Below are 17,915 nucleotides of genomic sequence, written 5' to 3' on the forward strand. Positions count from 1 at the left end.
CCGAAGGCTGCGATCCTGGCGATTTCAGGGGTTAATGGCCATTAGCGGAATGCCCACCCGCATGGCCAGCGCCCTTCCCCGGGCCTTTGCCTGCCTCGCCTTTCCTGCCGCCCTCGGCATCGTGGCTGGCTTTTTCGGCCTCGGCCCTGGCCTTCTCGATCTCTTTGCCGAGTTGATCGACGGTCTGCCCATTGCTCTTGCGCACACTGTCGACGAACCCCTGGAACGGCAGATCGGTAATGCCCACCAGCCCGAAGTGCCCGTTCTCGCCGTCCAGCAGACGACCGGTTACCGGTTGATCGAGGTACTGGAACCAGTGCACCCCGACAATCGACGGTTCGCTCATCGCCTGCTTGAGGAAGTTGGCGTAGGCCGGGCCGCGATCTTCTTCTTTCGCCAGTTGCGTCACGCCGCCCCAGTACGGGCCACGATCCGCCGAACCGAAGTTGAACTCGGTGATCAGCACCGGCTTGTCCAGGCTGCGCAGTGTGGCGAAGTCGTAACCGTCCTGGGGTTGCAGCGTGTACATGTTGAAGCTCAACACGTCGCAGTATTGGGCGCAGGACTCGACCGCTTCAGGGGTACTGATGGCAAAGCGGCCGCCCAGCAGCAGGTGGTTGGGTGCGTGCCACTTGAGCGAATCGGAAATGGTCTTGAAGTAAGTGTCGGCGAAGACCTTCTGGAAATATTTGAAGTCGGCTTCGATTTCCGGGTGTTCGGCGCTCGGCTGCGGCGGCACGAAGCCCGGGTCTTCCATCAGCTCCCAGGCCGGCAGATCAATGCCCCAGGCTTTCGACAGCCCCGCCTGGTTGCGGTACTTGTCGCGCAGCTGTTTGAGGAATGCACGTTTGGCCGGCACGTCGGTGGTCATTTTCAAAGTGCCGTAAGCCAACGCATAACGGGCCTTCGGGTCATCGCCGGGACCGGCCCAGGCCAGTTCATTGTCGGCGAAGTAACCGATCAGCCACGGATCGTCGCGATGGTCGCGGGCGGCGATGGCCACGGCGCGCTCGGTGGCCATGGCGAAACGCGGATCGAACGGGTCAGGCATGCCGCCCCACCAATCGGTGCCGGTGCTGATGCTGGCGTAATCGCCGACGATCGACAGCGGCAAGGTGTACGGCACACGGTCGGCATTACCCAACTGCGGTGCGCTCCAGTTGCCGATGGTGTTAAAACCCCAGGCTTGCAGGCGATCGAGGGTGTGACTGGCCCAACGCTGTTCATCGAGAACCACTTTGCAGGGTTCGGCGGCCGTTTGCCCGGCCGCTTTTTCGACTGACGCTTCAACGGCACCGGTCTTGGCCGCTTCGGCAACACCGGCCCCGGACTCAGTAGCCGCAGGAGCGACTGATTGCTCGGCGGCCTTATCGGCCGTCGCCTCGACCGCATCGGCCTTGGCGGCTTCGGCGACACCTGCCTTGGTGTTGCTGCCCGGTGCGCAAGGTTCGCCATACAGACGCTGCAGGTTGGCGCCATAAAAATCGTACCAGCGACCGGCGTTGTAGCCTCGACCCTGATCCGCGCCGTTGCCGCCACGGTTGTCGCCTTCGCCATAATAAGCGGCCAAGGGCTCGGCGGGCTTGGGCAGGGATTCGAACATCCACTCGCGACCGGCAACGTAGGTCTGGTTGATACTCGGGGTCACGGTGTTGACGCCGAGGGAATAGAACGGATGACCTTCAGGGGTCACGAGGTACCAGCGACCGTCGCGCTTCTCGGTGCGGAAAAAGCCGCTGGCCTTGAACGCCGGGCCTTTGGTCCAGCCGCCAAATTTGTCCAGGGGCTGCTTCTCGCGCTCGGCCAGCCAGGTTTTCAGTTGTTGCTGTTCTTTGGCGGCGGCGGATTTCAGTTGCTCGTCGCTGCTGACCTTCTCCGGCCATTTGGTCCGGGTCGACTGACCGTAGGCGTCCACCAATCCGCCATAAGCGGCCTTGGTGACAGCCTCGCCGTCCTGCACGCCGAAGCGCTCAAGCAGGATGCTTTGGGCGACTTTGGGCTGATCCATCGACAAGGTCACCGACACCACCTGGCTGCGATCCAGCTCCCCGGCGCTACTGGCCAGCAATACACGCTGCCCCTCGAAGTTCATCGGCATCGGCGGGCCCGCTTTCATGCCTTGGCTCAAAGGCGAACTCGGTTGCAGTGGCACCAGCAGGGTTTGCGCAGGGCCGGCCGGCAGATCGACACGGCTGACCAGGGTTTTGCCGTCGTTGCTCTGGATTTTCACGTACAGGGTCACGGCCCAGTTCATCGCGCTCTGGATCCGCAGGCTCATGACGCCCGACTGCGACCAGTCCCAGGCACCGATCTGCGGTGTCAGGCGCAAGGTCGGCTGGGCGACCGGGTTGAAGGTCACGCGGCGCAGTACTTCGCCTTCGCCCGTTTGCTCCGCGTTGGATTGCGGCAGGCTGGCGTCCTGGGTCGTCACCTGAACCACGTCGGCGGGACGCACAAAGTTGAACAGCGTCTGCTGGCCGGCAGGGGCCGCCAGCAAAGGGGCTGCGAACATCAAGGCAAAAACGGCAGGCAACGAACGGCGAATCATAGGAACGTGGTTCTCCCAAACGACCATCAATGGGCCAGTGAAAAAGCGGTGGCAGTGAGGTAGACAACGCGGCGGGCTTATTTGCCCACCGGCGTATCAGGAAATTTCACGACGGAATGGCGGCAACGCATTGAGAATAGCTTTGCCGTAGCGTTGCGTGACCAGACGGCGGTCGAGCAAGGTGATGGTGCCGCGGTCTTCTTCGGTTCGCAGCAAGCGCCCGCAGGCCTGGACCAGTTTCAGCGAGGCGTCGGGCACGGAGATTTCCATGAACGGATTGCCGCCACGGGCCTCGATCCACTCCGCCAGCGCGGCTTCGACTGGATCGTCGGGCACCGAGAACGGAATCTTGGCGATCACCACGTGTTCGCAGTAAGCACCGGGCAAATCCACGCCTTCGGCGAAACTCGCCAGGCCGAACAGCACGCTGGAATCCCCGCCATCGACCCGCGCCTTATGCTTGTTCAGGGTTTCCTGCTTCGACAGGTTGCCTTGAATGAACACTTGCTTGCGCCAGTCGCGGTCCAGCCCGTCGAACACGTCCTGCATCTGCTTACGCGACGAGAACAGCACCAGGGTGCCACGAGAACCTTCTACCAGTTGCGGCAGATCGCGGATGATCGCCGCCGTGTGAGCCGGCGCGTCACGCGGGTCGGCTTTCAGGTCCGGCACCCGCAGCACGCCAGCGTCAGCATGATGGAACGGGCTCGGGACCACGGCGGTCACGGCTGTTTTAGGCAGGCCGGCACGCATGCGGAAGCGGTCGAAAGTGCCGAGGGCGGTCAGGGTCGCCGATGTCACCAACGCCCCGTAGGCCACGTTCCAGAGATTGCGTCGGAGCATGTCCGCCGCCAGGATCGGGCTGGCATTGACCTCGATGTCGAACAGCGAACCGCTTTCGGCCAGGGTCAGCCAACGGGCCATGGGCGGGTTGTCTTCCGGGTCTTCGACGGTGAAGGCGGTCCACAGCTCCCAGTTGCCCGAAGAACGGGACAGCAGGCTGCCGAACAGCGGATACCACTCTTCGGCCTGGTTGCTCGCAATGCCGATGTTGACCTCGCCGTCCATGCCTTCCTTGAGCAGTTCGGTGAGCCGGGTGAACAGGTCGGTCAGGCGGGCAAAGCCCTTCTTCAGCTCGATACCCATTTCGCGCATGTGCTCGGGAATCACCCCGCCGACGAAACGGTGCCGCGGCCGCTCGCGACCTTCGACGTCTTCGCCGGGTTTGAAGTCCGCGGCTTGCTCGCAGGCGCTGAACATGAACTGCTGCTGGGACTTGATCTCCCGGGCCAGCTCCGGCACCTGCTCGATCAATTTGCCCAGATCGCCCGGAAGCGGGTGCTGGGCCAACAGTTTGGTGAGGTTCTTGGCGGTGGTTTCCAGCCAGTCGGCGGTAGAACGCAGGCGTGTGTAATGCGCGAAGTGGCCGATGGCTTTGTCCGGCAGGTGATGGCCTTCGTCGAACACATAGATCGTGTCACGCGGGTCCGGCAGTACCGCGCCGCCGCCCAGGGCCAGGTCGGCCAGGACCATGTCGTGGTTGGTGACGATCACGTCGACCTTGCCCATGCCTTCGCGGGCCTTGTAGAAGGCGCACTGGCCGAAGTTCGGGCAATGGCGGTTGGTGCACTGGCTGTGATCGGTGGTCAGGCGCGCCCAATCGGCGTCTTCCAGCGCCGTCGACCAACTGTCGCGGTCGCCGTCCCATTTATTGCCGGCGAGCTTCTCGATCATGCTGGTAAACAGCTTCTGGCTGGCCTCGTCGACCTCGATCTTGAAGCCTTCTTCTTCGAACAGCTGCGCGGTGGCGGTTTGCGCGTGACCTTCCTGGAGCAACATGTCGAGCTTGGACAGGCACATGTAGCGCCCCCGCCCCTTGGCCAGGGCGAAGCTGAAGTTCAGCCCGCTGTTGCGCATCAGGTCGGGCAAATCCTTGTAGACGATCTGTTCTTGCAGGGCCACGGTGGCCGTGGCGATCACCAGACGCTTGCCGGCGGCCTTCGCGGCGGGGATGGCCGCCAGGCTGTAGGCCACGGTTTTACCGGTACCGGTGCCGGCTTCCACCGCGACAATCGCGGGGTCGCCACTGCGCCGGCCTTCATCGTCGGTGTCGATGGCACCGAGGACTTTGGCAATTTCGGCGATCATCAGGCGTTGGCCGTAGCGCGGCTTGAGGCTCTTGGCTTCGAGAAAACGCGAATAGGCGCCCTGGATCGTGGTTTTGAGTTCGGTGCTGATCATGGATTGTCGGGCGCTAAAAATGCTGGATAAATTTTCAGTGGTTCGGTTCGGCGGCTATCATACCCCGCTAATTAATCCCGCGCAGAACGGAGTACCCCAATGACACCTTTTGGCATCGTTTATACCCTGCATGTCCTGGCCGCGCTGATGTGGGTCGGCGGCATGTTTTTCGCCTGGATGGTCCTGCGTCCCGCGGCGATGAAGGCGCTGGAAGGCCCTGCCCGGTTGAAGCTGTGGGTGGAAGTGTTTCAAGGTTTTTTCCGCTGGGTCTGGGTCGCGGTGGTGCTTTTGCCGATCAGCGGCGTGGGCATGATTCATCTGCAGTTCGCCGGGTTTGAAGCGGCGCCGCGGTATGTGCAGGTGATGATGGGGTTGTACGTGGTGATGACCGCGCTGTTTATCCGGATCCAGGCATTGCTGCTGCCGGAACTGCGCACGGCGGTGGCGGCTCAGGATTGGCCGACGGGTGCGGCGGTACTGAGTAAGATTCGCCGGTTAGTGGGGATTAACCTGGTAGTCGGGTTGGTGTTGGTGGCGATTGCTGCGGCTCGGCCGATGTTCTAAAAGCTTCGCGGGCAAGCCTCGCTCCTACAGGATTCATGTTGTTTGTAAACCAACGCAAAATCTGTAGGAGCGAGCGGTGCGGCGATCCGACTTGCCCGCGAAAGCTATCTATCTGACGACAAACATTTCAGAAGCTGCTTACAACCGCTGAATGCTCACCGACCCCGCCACCCCCGCAGGCCCTGGCTGGCCGTCGGCACCGGGGCGGCCGCTCTTGCCGCCATCGGCTTTATACACGAAGCAACCCTTGGCCTTGCCGCCCGCCCCTGGTTTGCCACCGGGCCCTGCCGCACCACCTTCCCCGCCCGCAACCTCGACCTTGATCTGCTCAGCCGGATAATCGCGTGGTAGCTCCAGACGAACCAGAGCCCCTGGCGCACCGGGCTGGCCGTCGCTGCCATCACTGCCATCGGCGCCGCGTCCTGCCTGGCCCCAGGTGCAACCCGGCGCCTGGCCGTTGGCGCCGTCGAGGCCGACAAAGCCCGGAGCGCCTGCGCCACCGCGAGCGTCTACCAACAATTGCGGCGCCTTCAGCGCCTTGATCTGCACATTCAGGTTGCGCCCCGAACGGGCAGCCTTGAGGTAAGTCCCCGGCGCGCCCCGTGCGGTGATCTGGCTACCTTCAGCCAACTCGGCACGGCTGACCTTCAACGCCAGCGCCTGTTCGCTCGGCACAATGGCAATCCGGGCGTCACGCCCCAGGTGTAATTCACCGACCGTCACTTCGGTCACGTTCGAGGGAATCAGCAAAGTGCCGTAATCGGCGACCTCCAGCCGCTCCAGTTGCAAGGAGCTGGTGGTGTTGGGCAAGCGCATCAGCGAGTTGGTTTCGACACTCACGACCTGCGCGCAGGCCAATGGGCTGATGAATGCGGCGAGCAGACAGAGTTTACGCATGGGAGGCCTTCGAAGCGGCCGGGGCCGGAATGGTTTGCAGGTGAAAAACACCGAAAAAGACAATCTTCAGGCGATCGCGCCAAGGGTGGGCTCGACCTTTGAGGCTGCGGTTGCAGAAAACCAGCTCCAGAAGATGGAGCCCTGCCAGCACGCTGCCCGCCAGATTGACCAGCAAATGCAGCGGATGAACAAACGGCATGAGCAGATTGACCAGCACCACCAGCCAGAACAGCAGGGTCAATAACTTCCCCAGCCCCCAAAACACCTTCATACGCTCCTCCGTTGAGAATTATTCTTTGCGCGCACAGTAACGGCTTCCACGCCGGATAAGCCAGAGGGCAACAGAAAATTCTTCCAGAAGGTCGCGGCTTGGCCGCCGGATCAGCCTGAATCGTTATCCGACGGCTCTATGACGGGGCTTAGCGATTGATATGCAACTCCACACGACGGTTTTGTGCCCGCCCTTCTTCCGTGGCGTTATCAGCCACCGGCTGGCTTTCGCCTCGGCCTTCGCTGGTGAGTTTGTCCGGCGCCAGCCCCTGGCTCAACAGATAGGCCGCCACGCTGCTGGCACGCCGTTCCGACAGTTTCTGGTTATAGGCATCCGAACCCTGGCTGTCGGTATGGCCGACGACTTTGACGCTCACCACATCGGTGCTCTGCAACTTGGCCATCAGCGAATCCAGCTCACTGCGCGCTTCGAGCGTCAGGGTCGATTGGTTGTAAGCGAACAGCACGTTACCGTTCAGGGTGATGACTTCGGAGACCGGTGGTTCAACAGGTTTCACGTTGACCGGGTATTGCGGCAGCGGGCAACCGTGATGTTCGACAGGCGTATTGGCGGGCGTATCGGGGCAGCGATCACGTCGATCGAAGACGCCATCATGGTCTTCATCACCATCCTGGGCGTAACAGATCAAGCCACCGGTCAAGATACCGAGCGCCGCTCCACCCGCTGCCCAACCGCCACTTTCGATCGCGCCCAAACCGCCGCCGACCAGTCCGCCAATAACGCTACAGATCGGCCAGGTTCGCTGATTCAGGGGGGCAGTGCCATCGCTGTGAGTCGCGCAACCGGTCAACAGACTGCCAAGCAGCAGAGCCGGCAAGACGGTCCTTGTAAGAACGCTCATTATGAATGCTCCTGTGTCACCGGCCCATACCGGTCACACAGGAGTAAAGACCCGCATCCGCGACTGTACAAGCCGCGAAACGTCCGGGGCCTAGCGATCGATTTTGATTTCCGTGCGACGGTTCAACGCACGGCCGTCAGCGGTTTTGTTATCAGCCACCGGCTGGCTTTCACCGGCACCGGTCACAGACACGAAACTGCTGCGTGGCACGCCTTGGGAGATGAGGTATTCCACCACCGAATGGGCGCGTCTATCCGACAGTTTCTGGTTGTATTTATCGCTGCCGACGCTGTCGGTATGACCGGTGACGGTCAGCCTGGCGCTGGCGGATTCCTGTTTCAAGCGCGTGGCAACGGTATTGAGTACCTCTTTATCGGAAGGGGTGAGTTTGGCCGAGTCGAACTGGAAGTGGACATCGCGGATGACGATGACTTCTTCCTTGACCACCGCCGTCTCTTCGACCACCGGCGCAGGCGCGGGTGGAGGGCAGCCGTCGGCATCGACCCGCACGCCTTTAGGTGTGTGCGGGCACTTGTCGCGACTGTCCGGCACACCATCGCCGTCTTCATCGCCATCGCCATGCACCCAGCAGTAGGCTGCTGCCGTGCCGCCGACCAGCAGCGCGCCATACCCCGCCCATGCCGAACTCTCGGTCGCGCCGAGCCCCGCACCGACGACACCACCGACCGCCGCACAGGTCGGCCAGTCGGTTTTCTGCAAACCTGCGCAACCAGTCAACACACTGGTTAGCAGAACCAAGGGTAATGCTGTCCTGACTATGCTCATCTAGTTTCTCCTGAGGGATCGGCTAATAACCGATTCTAGGGAGTAAAGACCGGACTTTTAATCTCCGCCAGCAATAGTCCATTGCTGTTTTGCTCCCTGTTCAGGGAAGATCGCCACTTTTTGGTTAAACCCGCTCTACAAGCTAGTCTTGGCGTTCTGATTGAGGATCTTCGATGATTGCAGGTATTTCTTCGCGTACGCCCCAGCAAGCGCTGGCCGCTTTGCTTGATCGTTACGCTCCGACGCGTCTGTTGCTGATTGGCGCCAGCGAATTCCCCGCGCTCGAGGCGTTCAAACTCGCGCACCCGGACAGCATCGTCGCTTTTGCAGCGCCTGGAGCACTGCCGGCCGAACTGGCAGCGCAGCGGTTTGACTTGGCGCTGGTGGTCGATTGCCTGGAACACTTGCCCAAGCGCGACGGCCTGAATCTGCTCGGCGGGATACGCAACCTCAATGCCAGCCGCATTGCGGTACTGGCCGACTTGCCGGCCAGCGGTTGGCAGGAGACGGACTTTTTTTCACTGGCGCTGCAAGCCAGCGAACGCTTCCAGCGCGACGATCAAGTGCTGACGCTGTTTACTTATGATCTGCTTGACTACAAACAGGTACCCGACTGGCTCAATTCACGCTTCTGGGCCAATCCGGAAAACTTCGGGAAATATTGGTGGTAACGCAATGAGTACATCCATTTGCCCTTGCGGCAGCGGCACGCTGCTCGATGCCTGCTGCGGCCATTACCATGCCGGCCATCCGGCCCCTAGCGCCGAAGTCTTGATGCGTTCGCGCTACAGCGCCTATGTGCTGGGGTTGATCGATTATCTGGTGGCGACCACCCTGCCCGCGCAACAAACCGGCCTGGATCGCCAGTCAATCAGCGACTGGAGCGCCCAAAGCACCTGGCTGGGCCTTGAGGTGGAGAGCGCCGAGGTCTTCGGCGGTCAGCCGGAGCACGCCTTCGTCACCTTCACCGCTCGCTGGCACGACAGCACCGGCGAACACAGCCACCGCGAACGTTCGTCATTCGTGCAGAACGCCGGCCACTGGTATTTCATCGACCCCACAGTGCCCCTCAAGGCCGGACGCAACGATGCGTGCCCATGCGCCAGCGGGCAGAAGTTCAAGAAGTGTTGCGCGAGTTACTTTGGCGCTTGAGTTGACCAACCGCAAAAAGATCGCAGCCTTCGGCAGCGCCCACAGGCGCGTAGGAGCCGCCTGAGGTCACCGATCTTTTTAAGGCTAGACTGGGTCTCAAGGGAGATACCTCACCATGACCCGTCAACGGCGCACATTACAGCTGTTCACCCTGCTCCTGTTTCTGGGACTCGGCGGCTGCGCGTCGTGGTTCGGCGACGACCTGCCCGATCCGCAGGTGCATCTGGTCAAGGTCGAGGTGGTCCGGGCCAAACTGCTGGAGCAGAAGTTCCTGCTGCATTTTCGCGTCGACAATCCCAATGACCAGGATCTGACGGTGCGCGCCCTGGAATATCGCATTCACCTCGGGGACATACTGCTGACCGAAGGTGAGCACGAACACTGGTTCACGGTCGGCCCCAAGCGCAGCGCCTATTTTAAAGTGCCGATCCGCACCAACCTGTGGCCCAAGGTTCGGGATCTGGTGAAACTGCTGAAAAAACCCGACCAACCCATTCCCTATCGCCTGGAAGGCACACTTGAAACCGGTTTATTCATCGCACACGACGTGCACCTGGCGCGTAATGGCGTGATAATCGCCGCCGATTTAATTCCGGAGCGACCCCAATGACCCAGCAACCCCATGTCCATGGCCCTGACTGCAACCACGATCATGACCATCACGACCACCATGATCACGACCATGGCCATGTCCACGGCCCGAACTGCGGCCACGCCCACCAGGAACCGGTGCGCAACGCCCTGAAAGACGTCGGCCGCAACGATCCTTGCCCCTGCGGCAACGGCAAGAAATTCAAGAAGTGCCACGGCGCTTGAGGCTTCGGGCGGATATCTTTTTCGCCTGTTGAATCGCTATCGCGGGCAAGCCCGCTCCCACAGATCTTTTGTGAACACACAAAATTGTGAGCACCGCCGATCAACTGTGGGAGCGAGCCTGCTCGCGATGACGGCGGCACATGCGCTACCCATTTGGCAGTTAGACCGCTATCGCGAGCAGGCTCGCTCCCACAGGTTTTCAGCCAGCCGCCAATATTTCTGCTGTGCCTACAACCGTCGCATACTCACCCTGCAAATTACCCAGCGACATCGCATGCACGTCGTCGGCTGAACGGGCGTTACCGAAAAAATCGGCCTTGTCGAAGGTGAAGCACGCATCCTGCGCAACCCAGGTTTCAAACCCCAGGTTCCCGGCCGTTCGCGCCGTGGACTCCACCGAGTTGTGGGTCGCCACGCCTACGATGATCAACTGATCGATCCCCGCCTCGCGCAAACGCGCCTCCAGCCCCGTCGCACAAAACGCATCCGGCACTTGTTTCTGAATCACTTGCTCGCCGGTCAAGGGCTGAAACCGTTCCTGAAACTCCACCCCCGATTGCTGCGGCCAGAACACCGAATCCGCTGAACGGGACAAGTGCTGCACATGAATCACCGGCCTCCCGATTCGGCGCCAATGCCCCAGCAACTCCAGCATGCGCTGTTCGGCATGGGGGTTGTTTCGACGACCCAGTTTGGGGTGCAGGATGCCTTTTTGTTGATCGATGATGATCAGCGCCGCATTTGTCTTGAGCTCCATGCCGACTTTTCTCTTGCTCAGGTCATTGAATTCCCCGCACTTGAGCATCACCTCTTCCTGCTGGCAAGCCATCAAACGCAAACAGGATGACCTGATGCAGACGGTCGCTGTCCGTACCTGACGATGTCTCTTGATTTGGAGTACTTCATGATCGACCCAGAACCGCCCGGCGACAGTGAAGGCGTATGCGCTGGTGGCCAAGGTCAATCCGCCTGAATCCTGATAGAGGAAGATCAAAAGATCGCAGCCTTCGGCAGCTCCTACGGGTGTACACCGATCCCCTGCAGGAGCTGCCGAAGGCTGCGATCTTTTGGGTTTAACAATTAAATCCCGAAATAAGATCTGTACCCCGCTTGCGCGGCCACCTCCTGCTCACTAACGTAGCGCCTTTATTGTGCCCCGCCTCGGAAGTCCGTTCAGTTTTGACGAGTGGCTAATGTTGTCAGACAAGGCGCCGCGACGAGTCATAGCCCGCTATGGCGAGGAGCGGCAACGCAGTCTGACGACATTAGACGCCGTCAACACTGAACAGCGACTTTCGAGGCGGGGCACCACTACCCCCGCAGGAGCTTTGCCATGGCCTCGCCAGCCCTCACACTTTTTCTTCCCCGGTTCGGCGTTGCCGCAGCAGTGGCCGGTGTTTTGAGCCTGACCGGTTGTCAGACCTGGAACACCCAGGACACCCTCCCACCCACCTCCGGCGTGCAACCGCTCAAGGGGTTGGCGCAGAACGTTTCGGTTCGACGCAATGCCATGGGCATGCCGCTGATCGAGAGCAACAGCTTCCACGATGCGCTGTTCACCCTCGGCTACGTGCATGCCAGCGACCGCATCACGCAAATGGTCACTCTGCGCTTGCTGGCCGAGGGCCGTCTGGCGGAAATGTCCGGTTCGGACCTGCTCGACGCCGACCGCTATATGCGTGCGGTCAATCTGAAGAAAAGCGCGGGTGAGCTGTACAAAGCCTCTTCGCCGCGCCTCAAGCGCTTCTTCGAAGTCTATGCCCGTGGGGTCAACGCCTACCTGTTCCGCTACCGCGACAAACTGCCAGCGGACCTCGCGGCCACCGGATACAAACCGGAATACTGGAAACCGGAAGATTCGGCGCTGATTTTCTGCCTGCTGAACTTCAGTCAATCGGCGAACCTGCCGGAAGAAATTTCCTCGCTGATGCTGGCTCAGACGGTCAGTACCGACAAACTCGCGTGGCTGACGCCTTCCGCTCCCGACGAAAAACTGCCGGTTGCAGAAGCGGAAAAACTCCAGGGCATCAAACTCAACGGGCAAATTCCGGGGCTGAGCGAAATCAGCAAGGCCACGGGCCAACTGTCCGATCTGAACTTGCTGGGCGCCACCTCTTCGAACAACTGGGCGATCGCCCCGCAACGCAGCCGCAGCGGTAAAAGCCTGTTGGCCAGCGACAGCCATGGGCCGCTGGGCGTACCGTCGTTGTTTAGTTACGTGCAGATTCGCGCGCCGAAATACCAGGCCTCCGGCGTGACCATTGCCGGGTTACCGATGGTGCTCGGTGGTTTCAACGGCAAAGTGGCGTGGAGCATGACCACGGTCATGGGCGACAACCAGGACCTGTTCCTGGAAAAAATCAAACGCCAGGGCAATGGCCTTTCCTACGAAGTGGACGGCAAATGGCAGCCGGCGATCGTGCGTAACGAAACCTACTTCGTCAAAGGCCAGCGGTCGATTCGCGAAGCCGTGTACGAAACCCGTCACGGGCCGCTGCTCAACAGTGCTCAAGGCACCGCGCTGGCGAACGGTTTCGGCCTGGCCTTGCAAACGCCGAACTTCACCGACGACAAAACCCTGGACGCCTTTTTCGACCTGTCCCGAGCGCAGAGTGTCGAGAAAGCCTCGGACGCCAGCCGTGAAATACGCGCAATCGCCCTGAATCTGGTGTTTGCCGATGCCAGCAATATCGGCTGGCAAGTGACCGGGCGTTACCCGAACCGTCGTGAAGGCGAAGGCTTGCTGCCGTCGCCGGGCTGGGAAGGTCGCTACGACTGGGACGGTTACGCCGATCCGATGCTCCATCCGTATGACCAGGACCCGGCTCAAGGCTGGCTCGGCACTGCCAACCAGCGGGTCATTCCCCATGGCTACGGCATGCAGCTGTCCAACTCCTGGTCGGCGCCGGAGCGTGGCGAACGCATGGCCGAACTGGCGGGCGTGGGCAAACACGACACACGCAGCCTGATCGCGATGCAATACGACCAGACCACCACCTTCGCTGCCAAGCTGAAGAAAATGTTTGAAGCCCCGGGCATGTCCCAGCCACTCAAGCAAGCCATCGAAGCGCTGCCGGTGGCCGATCGCGGCAAAGCTCGCGAGGCCTACACGCGCTTGATGGCCTTCGACGGCAAACTCAGCCCGACCTCCGCCGACGCGGCAATTTATGAGCTGTTTTTGCAGGAAAGCACTCAACAGATCTTCCTCGACGAACTGGGTCCGGAAAGCAGCCCGGCATGGAAAGCCTTTATCGCCAACGGCAAATTGTCCTACGCGGCGCAGGCCGATCACCTGCTGGGCCGCGAGGACAGCCCATTCTGGGATGACTTGCGCACCCCGCAGAAAGAAGACAAACCGGCGATTCTCGCCCGTAGCCTGGCGTCGGCGATCAGCGCGGGTGACAGCCAGTTGGGTGGCGATCACAAAGCCTGGCAGTGGGGCAAACTGCACCGCTACGAGTGGAAGAACGCCAGCGGCCAGACCGTGCGCGGTCCGCTGGCGGCCGGTGGCGACCACACCACACTCAACACCGCCGCGTTCAGCTGGGGTCAGGACTTCAACACCACGCTGGCACCGGCCATGCGCTTTATCGTCGATTTCGGTCAGGCCGAACCGCTGATGGGTCAGAACGGTACCGGCCAGTCCGGTAACCCGGCCAGCCCGCACTATCTCGACAGCGTCGATCCATGGCTCAAGGGGCAATACCTGAGCCTGCCGATGCAGCCGCAGAACTTTGACAAGGTATATGGCAAGACGCGGTTGACGCTGACGCCTGGCAAGTAACCTCGAGTGGGACCGGGCTTGCTCGAGAAGGCATTCTGCCGGTCCCATTGATGTGGATGCACCATCGCTATCGCGAGCAGGCTCGCTCCCACATTTGATTGCATTCTTTCTGACGGAACTCGATTAAATGTGGGAGCGAGCCTGCTCGCGAAAGCGGCCTGATGAACGCCTCCATCCTTCCTTGAAAAATAAATAGAACTTCTCGCTTCGCGCTAATCTCCTAGCTAACAGGCCAATTCACTCTGGTAACAATATGGATCTTGTTATCGCACGCCCTGAAGGTTTGTACTGCCCGCCCGGGGATTTCTACATCGACCCATGGCGGCCGGTCGAACGGTCGGTGATCACCCACGTCCACGGCGATCATGCTCGCCGTGGCAATCAACACTATCTGGCAGCAGCACCGGGTGCAGGCATTCTGCGCGCACGCCTGGGCCCGGGCATCAACCTGCAAACCCTGCCCTATGGCGAGCAGTTGCTGCACCACGGCGTAAAACTGAGTTTTCACCCCGCGGGCCATGTACTCGGCTCGGCCCAGGTGCGTTTGGAATACGGGGGGGAAGTCTGGGTCGCCTCGGGGGATTACAAGACCGAGCCCGACGGCACCTGTACGCCGTTCGAACCGGTGCGCTGCCATGCATTCATCACAGAATCGACGTTCGGTCTGCCGATTTACCGGTGGCAACCCCAGGCGCAGATCTTTGCCGAGATCAATCAGTGGTGGCAGGCCAATGCCGCCGTCGACAAAACCAGCGTGCTGTTTTGCTATTCCTTGGGCAAGGCTCAACGGATTCTCCACGGCATCGATGCCAACCTCGGCCCCATTCTGGTGCATGGCGCGGTTGAGCCGATCAATCAGGTTTATCGCCAGAGCGGTATTTATTTACCGCCCACGATCTATGCCGGCGAAGTGAAAAAGCATGATCCGATGATGCGCAAGGCCCTGGTCCTCGCCCCTCCTTCGGCTGGCGCCAGCCCTTGGGTGCGGCGTTTCGGCGACTATAGCGATGGCTTCGCCAGCGGCTGGATGCGTTTGCGCGGTACGCGGCGGCGGCGCGGCGTGGATCGCGGCTTCGTGTTGTCCGATCATGCCGACTGGCCCGGTCTGCTCTGGGCCATCGAACAGACCGGCGCCGAGCGGGTGATGGTCACCCATGGCTCGGTCGGGGTGTTGGTGCGTCATCTGCGCGAGCAGGGTCTTGATGCCATGGGGTTCAGCACCGAATACGGCGACGATGAGGACAACACAGCCCTCGAACCGGAGAGCGTTGAGGTGCTGGCATGAAAGCCTTCGCCGACTTGTATGCCGAACTCGATACCACCACCTCAAGCAACGCCAAACTGGCGGCGATGCAGCACTACTTCACCCAGGCCGCGCCCGAAGATGCCGCCTGGGCGGTGTATTTTCTGTCCGGCGGACGACCTCGGCAATGGGTGCCGGTTCGCATGCTGCGGGAAATGGCGATAGCGTTTTCCGGGCTCTCGCCCTGGCTGTTCGAGGAAAGTTACCAGGCAGTCGGTGATCTGGCGGAAACCATTTCGTTGGTGCTGCCCGAAATGCGCCACACCTCCACCGACGGGCTGGCCGTGTGGATTGAAGACAAACTGCTGCCGCTGCGCAATGCACCTGCGTCGGTCCTCGTCGAACGCTTGCCTGCCCTGTGGGCGCAACTGGATCGCCAGAGCCTGATGCTCTGCATCAAATTGATCACTGGCAGCTTCCGGGTCGGTGTTTCCAGATTGCTGGTCACCCGCGCCCTGGCGGCCATGGCCGGGCTCGACAGCAAACGCGTGGCCCAGCGCCTGGTAGGTTATACCGATCTGTCCAACCACCCGAGCGCCGCCAGTTACCTGAAGCTGATCGCCGCCGAATCACCCCATGAGCATGCCCAACGGGGCGGCCAGCCCTACCCGTTTTTTCTCGCCCATGCGTTGGCGCAACCGGTCGAGCATTTCGAACCCCTGCTCGGACCGGCCAGCAACTGGCAAGTGGAATGGAAGTGGGACGGCATCCGCGCCCAAGTGGTCAAGCGCGATGGGCGCTTGTGGATCTGGTCGCGAGGCGAGGAGCTGGTATCCGAACATTTTCCCGAGCTGGACAGCCTGGTTCATGACTTGCCCGAAGGCACGGTGATCGACGGTGAAATTGTCGCCTGGAAAGCCATGCCCCCGGGCACCGGGAATGCCTCTGACCCGCAATCGCCGATGTCGCCGGCGGTGCAGCCTTTCGCCCTGTTGCAACAGCGGATCGGCCGTAAAACACTGAGCAAGAAAATCCTCGATGAGGTGCCCGTGGTCATCCTCGCGTATGACCTGCTGGAATGGCAGGGTGAGGATTGGCGCAACCGGACTCAAGCCACGCGCCGCGCTCAGTTGGACCTTATCGTCGCCACCAGTGCAAACCCGGTGTTACTTGCCTCGCCCGTGCTGACCGGCGAAGACTGGTTCGACCTCGCCCGCCAACGGGAGGCCTCCCGCAGCCTGGGGGTCGAAGGCATGATGCTCAAGGCCCGGGATGCGCTGTATGGTGTCGGACGGACCAAGGGCATGGGCGTGTGGTGGAAATGGAAAGTCGACCCGTTCAGTGTCGATGCGGTGCTGATCCATGCCCAACTAGGCCATGGTCGCCGGGCCAGTCTCTACACCGATTACACATTCGCCGTCTGGGACGGCCCGCCCGATGCCAGCGAACGAACCCTGGTGCCTTTCGCCAAGGCCTATTCCGGCCTGACCGATGAAGAAATACGCCAGGTCGACAGTATTGTGCGCAAGACCACGGTGGAAACATTCGGACCGGTAAGCAGCGTGAAGCCAAGCCTGGTGTTCGAGCTGGGGTTCGAAGGCATTGCCCTGTCGAAACGGCACAAGAGCGGGGTTGCGGTGCGGTTTCCGAGGATGTTGCGCTGGCGGCAGGACAAGTCGGTCGAAGAGGCTGACAGCCTGGCGACATTGCAGAATTTGTTGGGCTGACCCGATCTTTGTGATGCTTAAGCGCACCATTCAAGTGCAATGATCTAATGACGCCCGTTTTCGTGCACAATTCCCTTTCTGCCGCATCTTGCATCACCTTTTAAAACGCTTGTTCGGCACTCTGGTTCGGAAATTGCTACTTTCAATAAGTCTTACGCTTTCCAGTAACAATACTTCTGCGCCACAAGCGCTCATATTGGTCTTAGGGATTGAATAATGAAAAAAGCATTGCTAACCCTTTCTGCACTGGCGTTGTGCATGGCTGCCGGCTCCGCGCTGGCCAAGGAATACAAAGAATTGCGTTTCGGCGTCGACCCTTCCTATGCGCCGTTCGAATCCAAAGCGGCCGACGGTAGCCTGGTAGGCTTCGACATCGACCTGGGCAATGCGATCTGCGCCGAGCTGAAGGTCAAGTGCAAATGGGTCGAAAGCGATTTCGACGGCATGATTCCGGGCCTCAAGGCCAATAAATTCGACGGTGTGATCTCTTCGATGACCGTCACGCCGGCCCGCGAAAAAGTCATCGACTTCTCCAGCGAGCTGTTCTCCGGCCCGACGTCCTTCGTCTTCAAAAAGGGTTCAGGTATCACCGCCGATACCGCGTCTTTGAAGGGTAAAAAGGTCGGCTACGAGCAAGGCACCATCCAGGAAGCCTACGCCAAAGCGGTGCTGGACAAGGCCGGCGTGACTACTCAGGCCTACGCCAACCAGGACCAGGTCTATGCTGACCTGACCTCCGGCCGTCTGGATGCCTCCATTCAAGACATGCTGCAAGCCGAACTGGGCTTTTTGAAGTCGCCACAAGGTGCTGATTACGAAGTCAGCAAGCCAGTCGATGATCCTCTGCTGCCAGCCAAAACGGCTGTCGGTATCTCGAAAGGTAACAAAGAGCTCAAGGCACTTTTGGATAAAGGTATCAAAGCGTTACACGACGATGGCACCTACGCCACCATTCAGAAGAAACACTTTGGCGATCTGAATCTGTACAGCGGCAAGTAATGCCCGGCGCCCATCTCGCGATGGG

General features: G+C 60.7%; 16 protein-coding genes. 9 read left to right on the forward strand and 7 right to left on the reverse strand.

Translation table 11 applies throughout. The features are described 5' to 3' along the window. Positions 1-31: 31 nt before the first annotated feature. Together KGB14_RS03255 and dinG are read right to left on the reverse strand one after the other, a co-directional pair. Positions 32-2,548, reverse strand: coding sequence for a beta-galactosidase (locus KGB14_RS03255; protein ID WP_223484075.1), 2,517 nt, complete (start codon positions 2,546-2,548; stop codon positions 32-34). Positions 2,549-2,644: 96 nt separating this feature from the next. Next, complete coding sequence (dinG, locus tag KGB14_RS03260) at positions 2,645-4,789, reverse strand: ATP-dependent DNA helicase DinG (RefSeq protein WP_223484076.1); 2,145 nt, start codon at positions 4,787-4,789, stop codon at positions 2,645-2,647. 99 nt (positions 4,790-4,888) lie between these two features. On the opposite strand from dinG, the gene KGB14_RS03265 reads away from it, so the two are divergent. Further along, positions 4,889-5,353 (forward strand): CopD family protein, encoded by a 465-nt coding sequence (locus KGB14_RS03265; protein ID WP_223484077.1) that lies wholly within the window; start codon positions 4,889-4,891, stop codon positions 5,351-5,353. A 138-nt stretch (positions 5,354-5,491) separates the two neighbouring features. Here KGB14_RS03265 and KGB14_RS03270 read toward each other — a convergent pair whose 3' ends face one another. From KGB14_RS03270 to KGB14_RS03285, 4 genes are all read right to left on the reverse strand, one after another. Beyond that, entirely contained in the window at positions 5,492-6,250 is a 759-nt protein-coding gene (locus KGB14_RS03270) for a collagen-like protein (RefSeq protein WP_223484078.1), read from the reverse strand. Then, positions 6,243-6,521, reverse strand: a complete 279-nt coding sequence (locus tag KGB14_RS03275) for a DUF1145 domain-containing protein (protein WP_223484079.1) — start codon at positions 6,519-6,521, stop codon at positions 6,243-6,245. Before KGB14_RS03275 ends, KGB14_RS03270 begins: the two co-directional genes overlap by 8 nt. A gap of 148 nt (positions 6,522-6,669) precedes the next feature. Further along, entirely contained in the window at positions 6,670-7,383 is a 714-nt protein-coding gene (locus tag KGB14_RS03280; RefSeq protein WP_223484080.1) for an OmpA family protein, read from the reverse strand. A gap of 90 nt (positions 7,384-7,473) precedes the next feature. After that, positions 7,474-8,169, reverse strand: coding sequence for an OmpA family protein (locus KGB14_RS03285; protein WP_223484081.1), 696 nt, complete (start codon positions 8,167-8,169; stop codon positions 7,474-7,476). Between the two features lie 173 nt (positions 8,170-8,342). On the opposite strand from KGB14_RS03285, the gene KGB14_RS03290 reads away from it, so the two are divergent. The 4 genes from KGB14_RS03290 (at position 8,343) to KGB14_RS03305 (ending at position 10,137) form a co-directional block, all read left to right on the forward strand. Then, entirely contained in the window at positions 8,343-8,840 is a 498-nt protein-coding gene (locus KGB14_RS03290; RefSeq protein ID WP_223484082.1) for a DUF6231 family protein, read from the forward strand. 4 nt (positions 8,841-8,844) lie between these two features. Beyond that, entirely contained in the window at positions 8,845-9,321 is a 477-nt protein-coding gene (locus KGB14_RS03295; protein WP_223484083.1) for a YchJ family protein, read from the forward strand. 115 nt (positions 9,322-9,436) lie between these two features. Beyond that, positions 9,437-9,931, forward strand: coding sequence for an LEA type 2 family protein (locus KGB14_RS03300; protein WP_223484084.1), 495 nt, complete (start codon positions 9,437-9,439; stop codon positions 9,929-9,931). Further along, positions 9,928-10,137, forward strand: coding sequence for an SEC-C metal-binding domain-containing protein (locus KGB14_RS03305; protein ID WP_007906737.1), 210 nt, complete (start codon positions 9,928-9,930; stop codon positions 10,135-10,137). Before KGB14_RS03300 ends, KGB14_RS03305 begins: the two co-directional genes overlap by 4 nt. 199 nt (positions 10,138-10,336) lie before the next feature. Here the strand turns inward: KGB14_RS03305 and KGB14_RS03310 are convergent, their stop codons facing one another. Continuing rightward, positions 10,337-10,894, reverse strand: coding sequence for a cysteine hydrolase family protein (locus KGB14_RS03310; protein WP_223484164.1), 558 nt, complete (start codon positions 10,892-10,894; stop codon positions 10,337-10,339). Between the two features lie 576 nt (positions 10,895-11,470). On the opposite strand from KGB14_RS03310, the gene KGB14_RS03315 reads away from it, so the two are divergent. The 4 genes from KGB14_RS03315 (at position 11,471) to KGB14_RS03330 (ending at position 17,890) form a co-directional block, all read left to right on the forward strand. After that, positions 11,471-13,921: a penicillin acylase family protein gene (locus tag KGB14_RS03315; protein WP_223484085.1), complete on the forward strand. Its 2,451-nt coding sequence runs from the start codon at positions 11,471-11,473 to the stop codon at positions 13,919-13,921. Between the two features lie 253 nt (positions 13,922-14,174). Beyond that, positions 14,175-15,206: a ligase-associated DNA damage response exonuclease gene (locus tag KGB14_RS03320; protein ID WP_223484086.1), complete on the forward strand. Its 1,032-nt coding sequence runs from the start codon at positions 14,175-14,177 to the stop codon at positions 15,204-15,206. Further along, complete coding sequence (locus tag KGB14_RS03325) at positions 15,203-16,891, forward strand: ATP-dependent DNA ligase (protein WP_223484087.1); 1,689 nt, start codon at positions 15,203-15,205, stop codon at positions 16,889-16,891. The genes KGB14_RS03320 and KGB14_RS03325 overlap by 4 nt, the downstream gene beginning before the upstream one ends. Before the next feature lie 216 nt (positions 16,892-17,107). After that, positions 17,108-17,890: a transporter substrate-binding domain-containing protein gene (locus KGB14_RS03330; protein WP_223484088.1), complete on the forward strand. Its 783-nt coding sequence runs from the start codon at positions 17,108-17,110 to the stop codon at positions 17,888-17,890. Positions 17,891-17,915: the final 25 nt, after the last annotated feature.

The sequence above is a fragment of the Pseudomonas sp. A-RE-19 genome (assembly GCF_019956555.1).
Taxonomy (GTDB): domain Bacteria; phylum Pseudomonadota; class Gammaproteobacteria; order Pseudomonadales; family Pseudomonadaceae; genus Aquipseudomonas.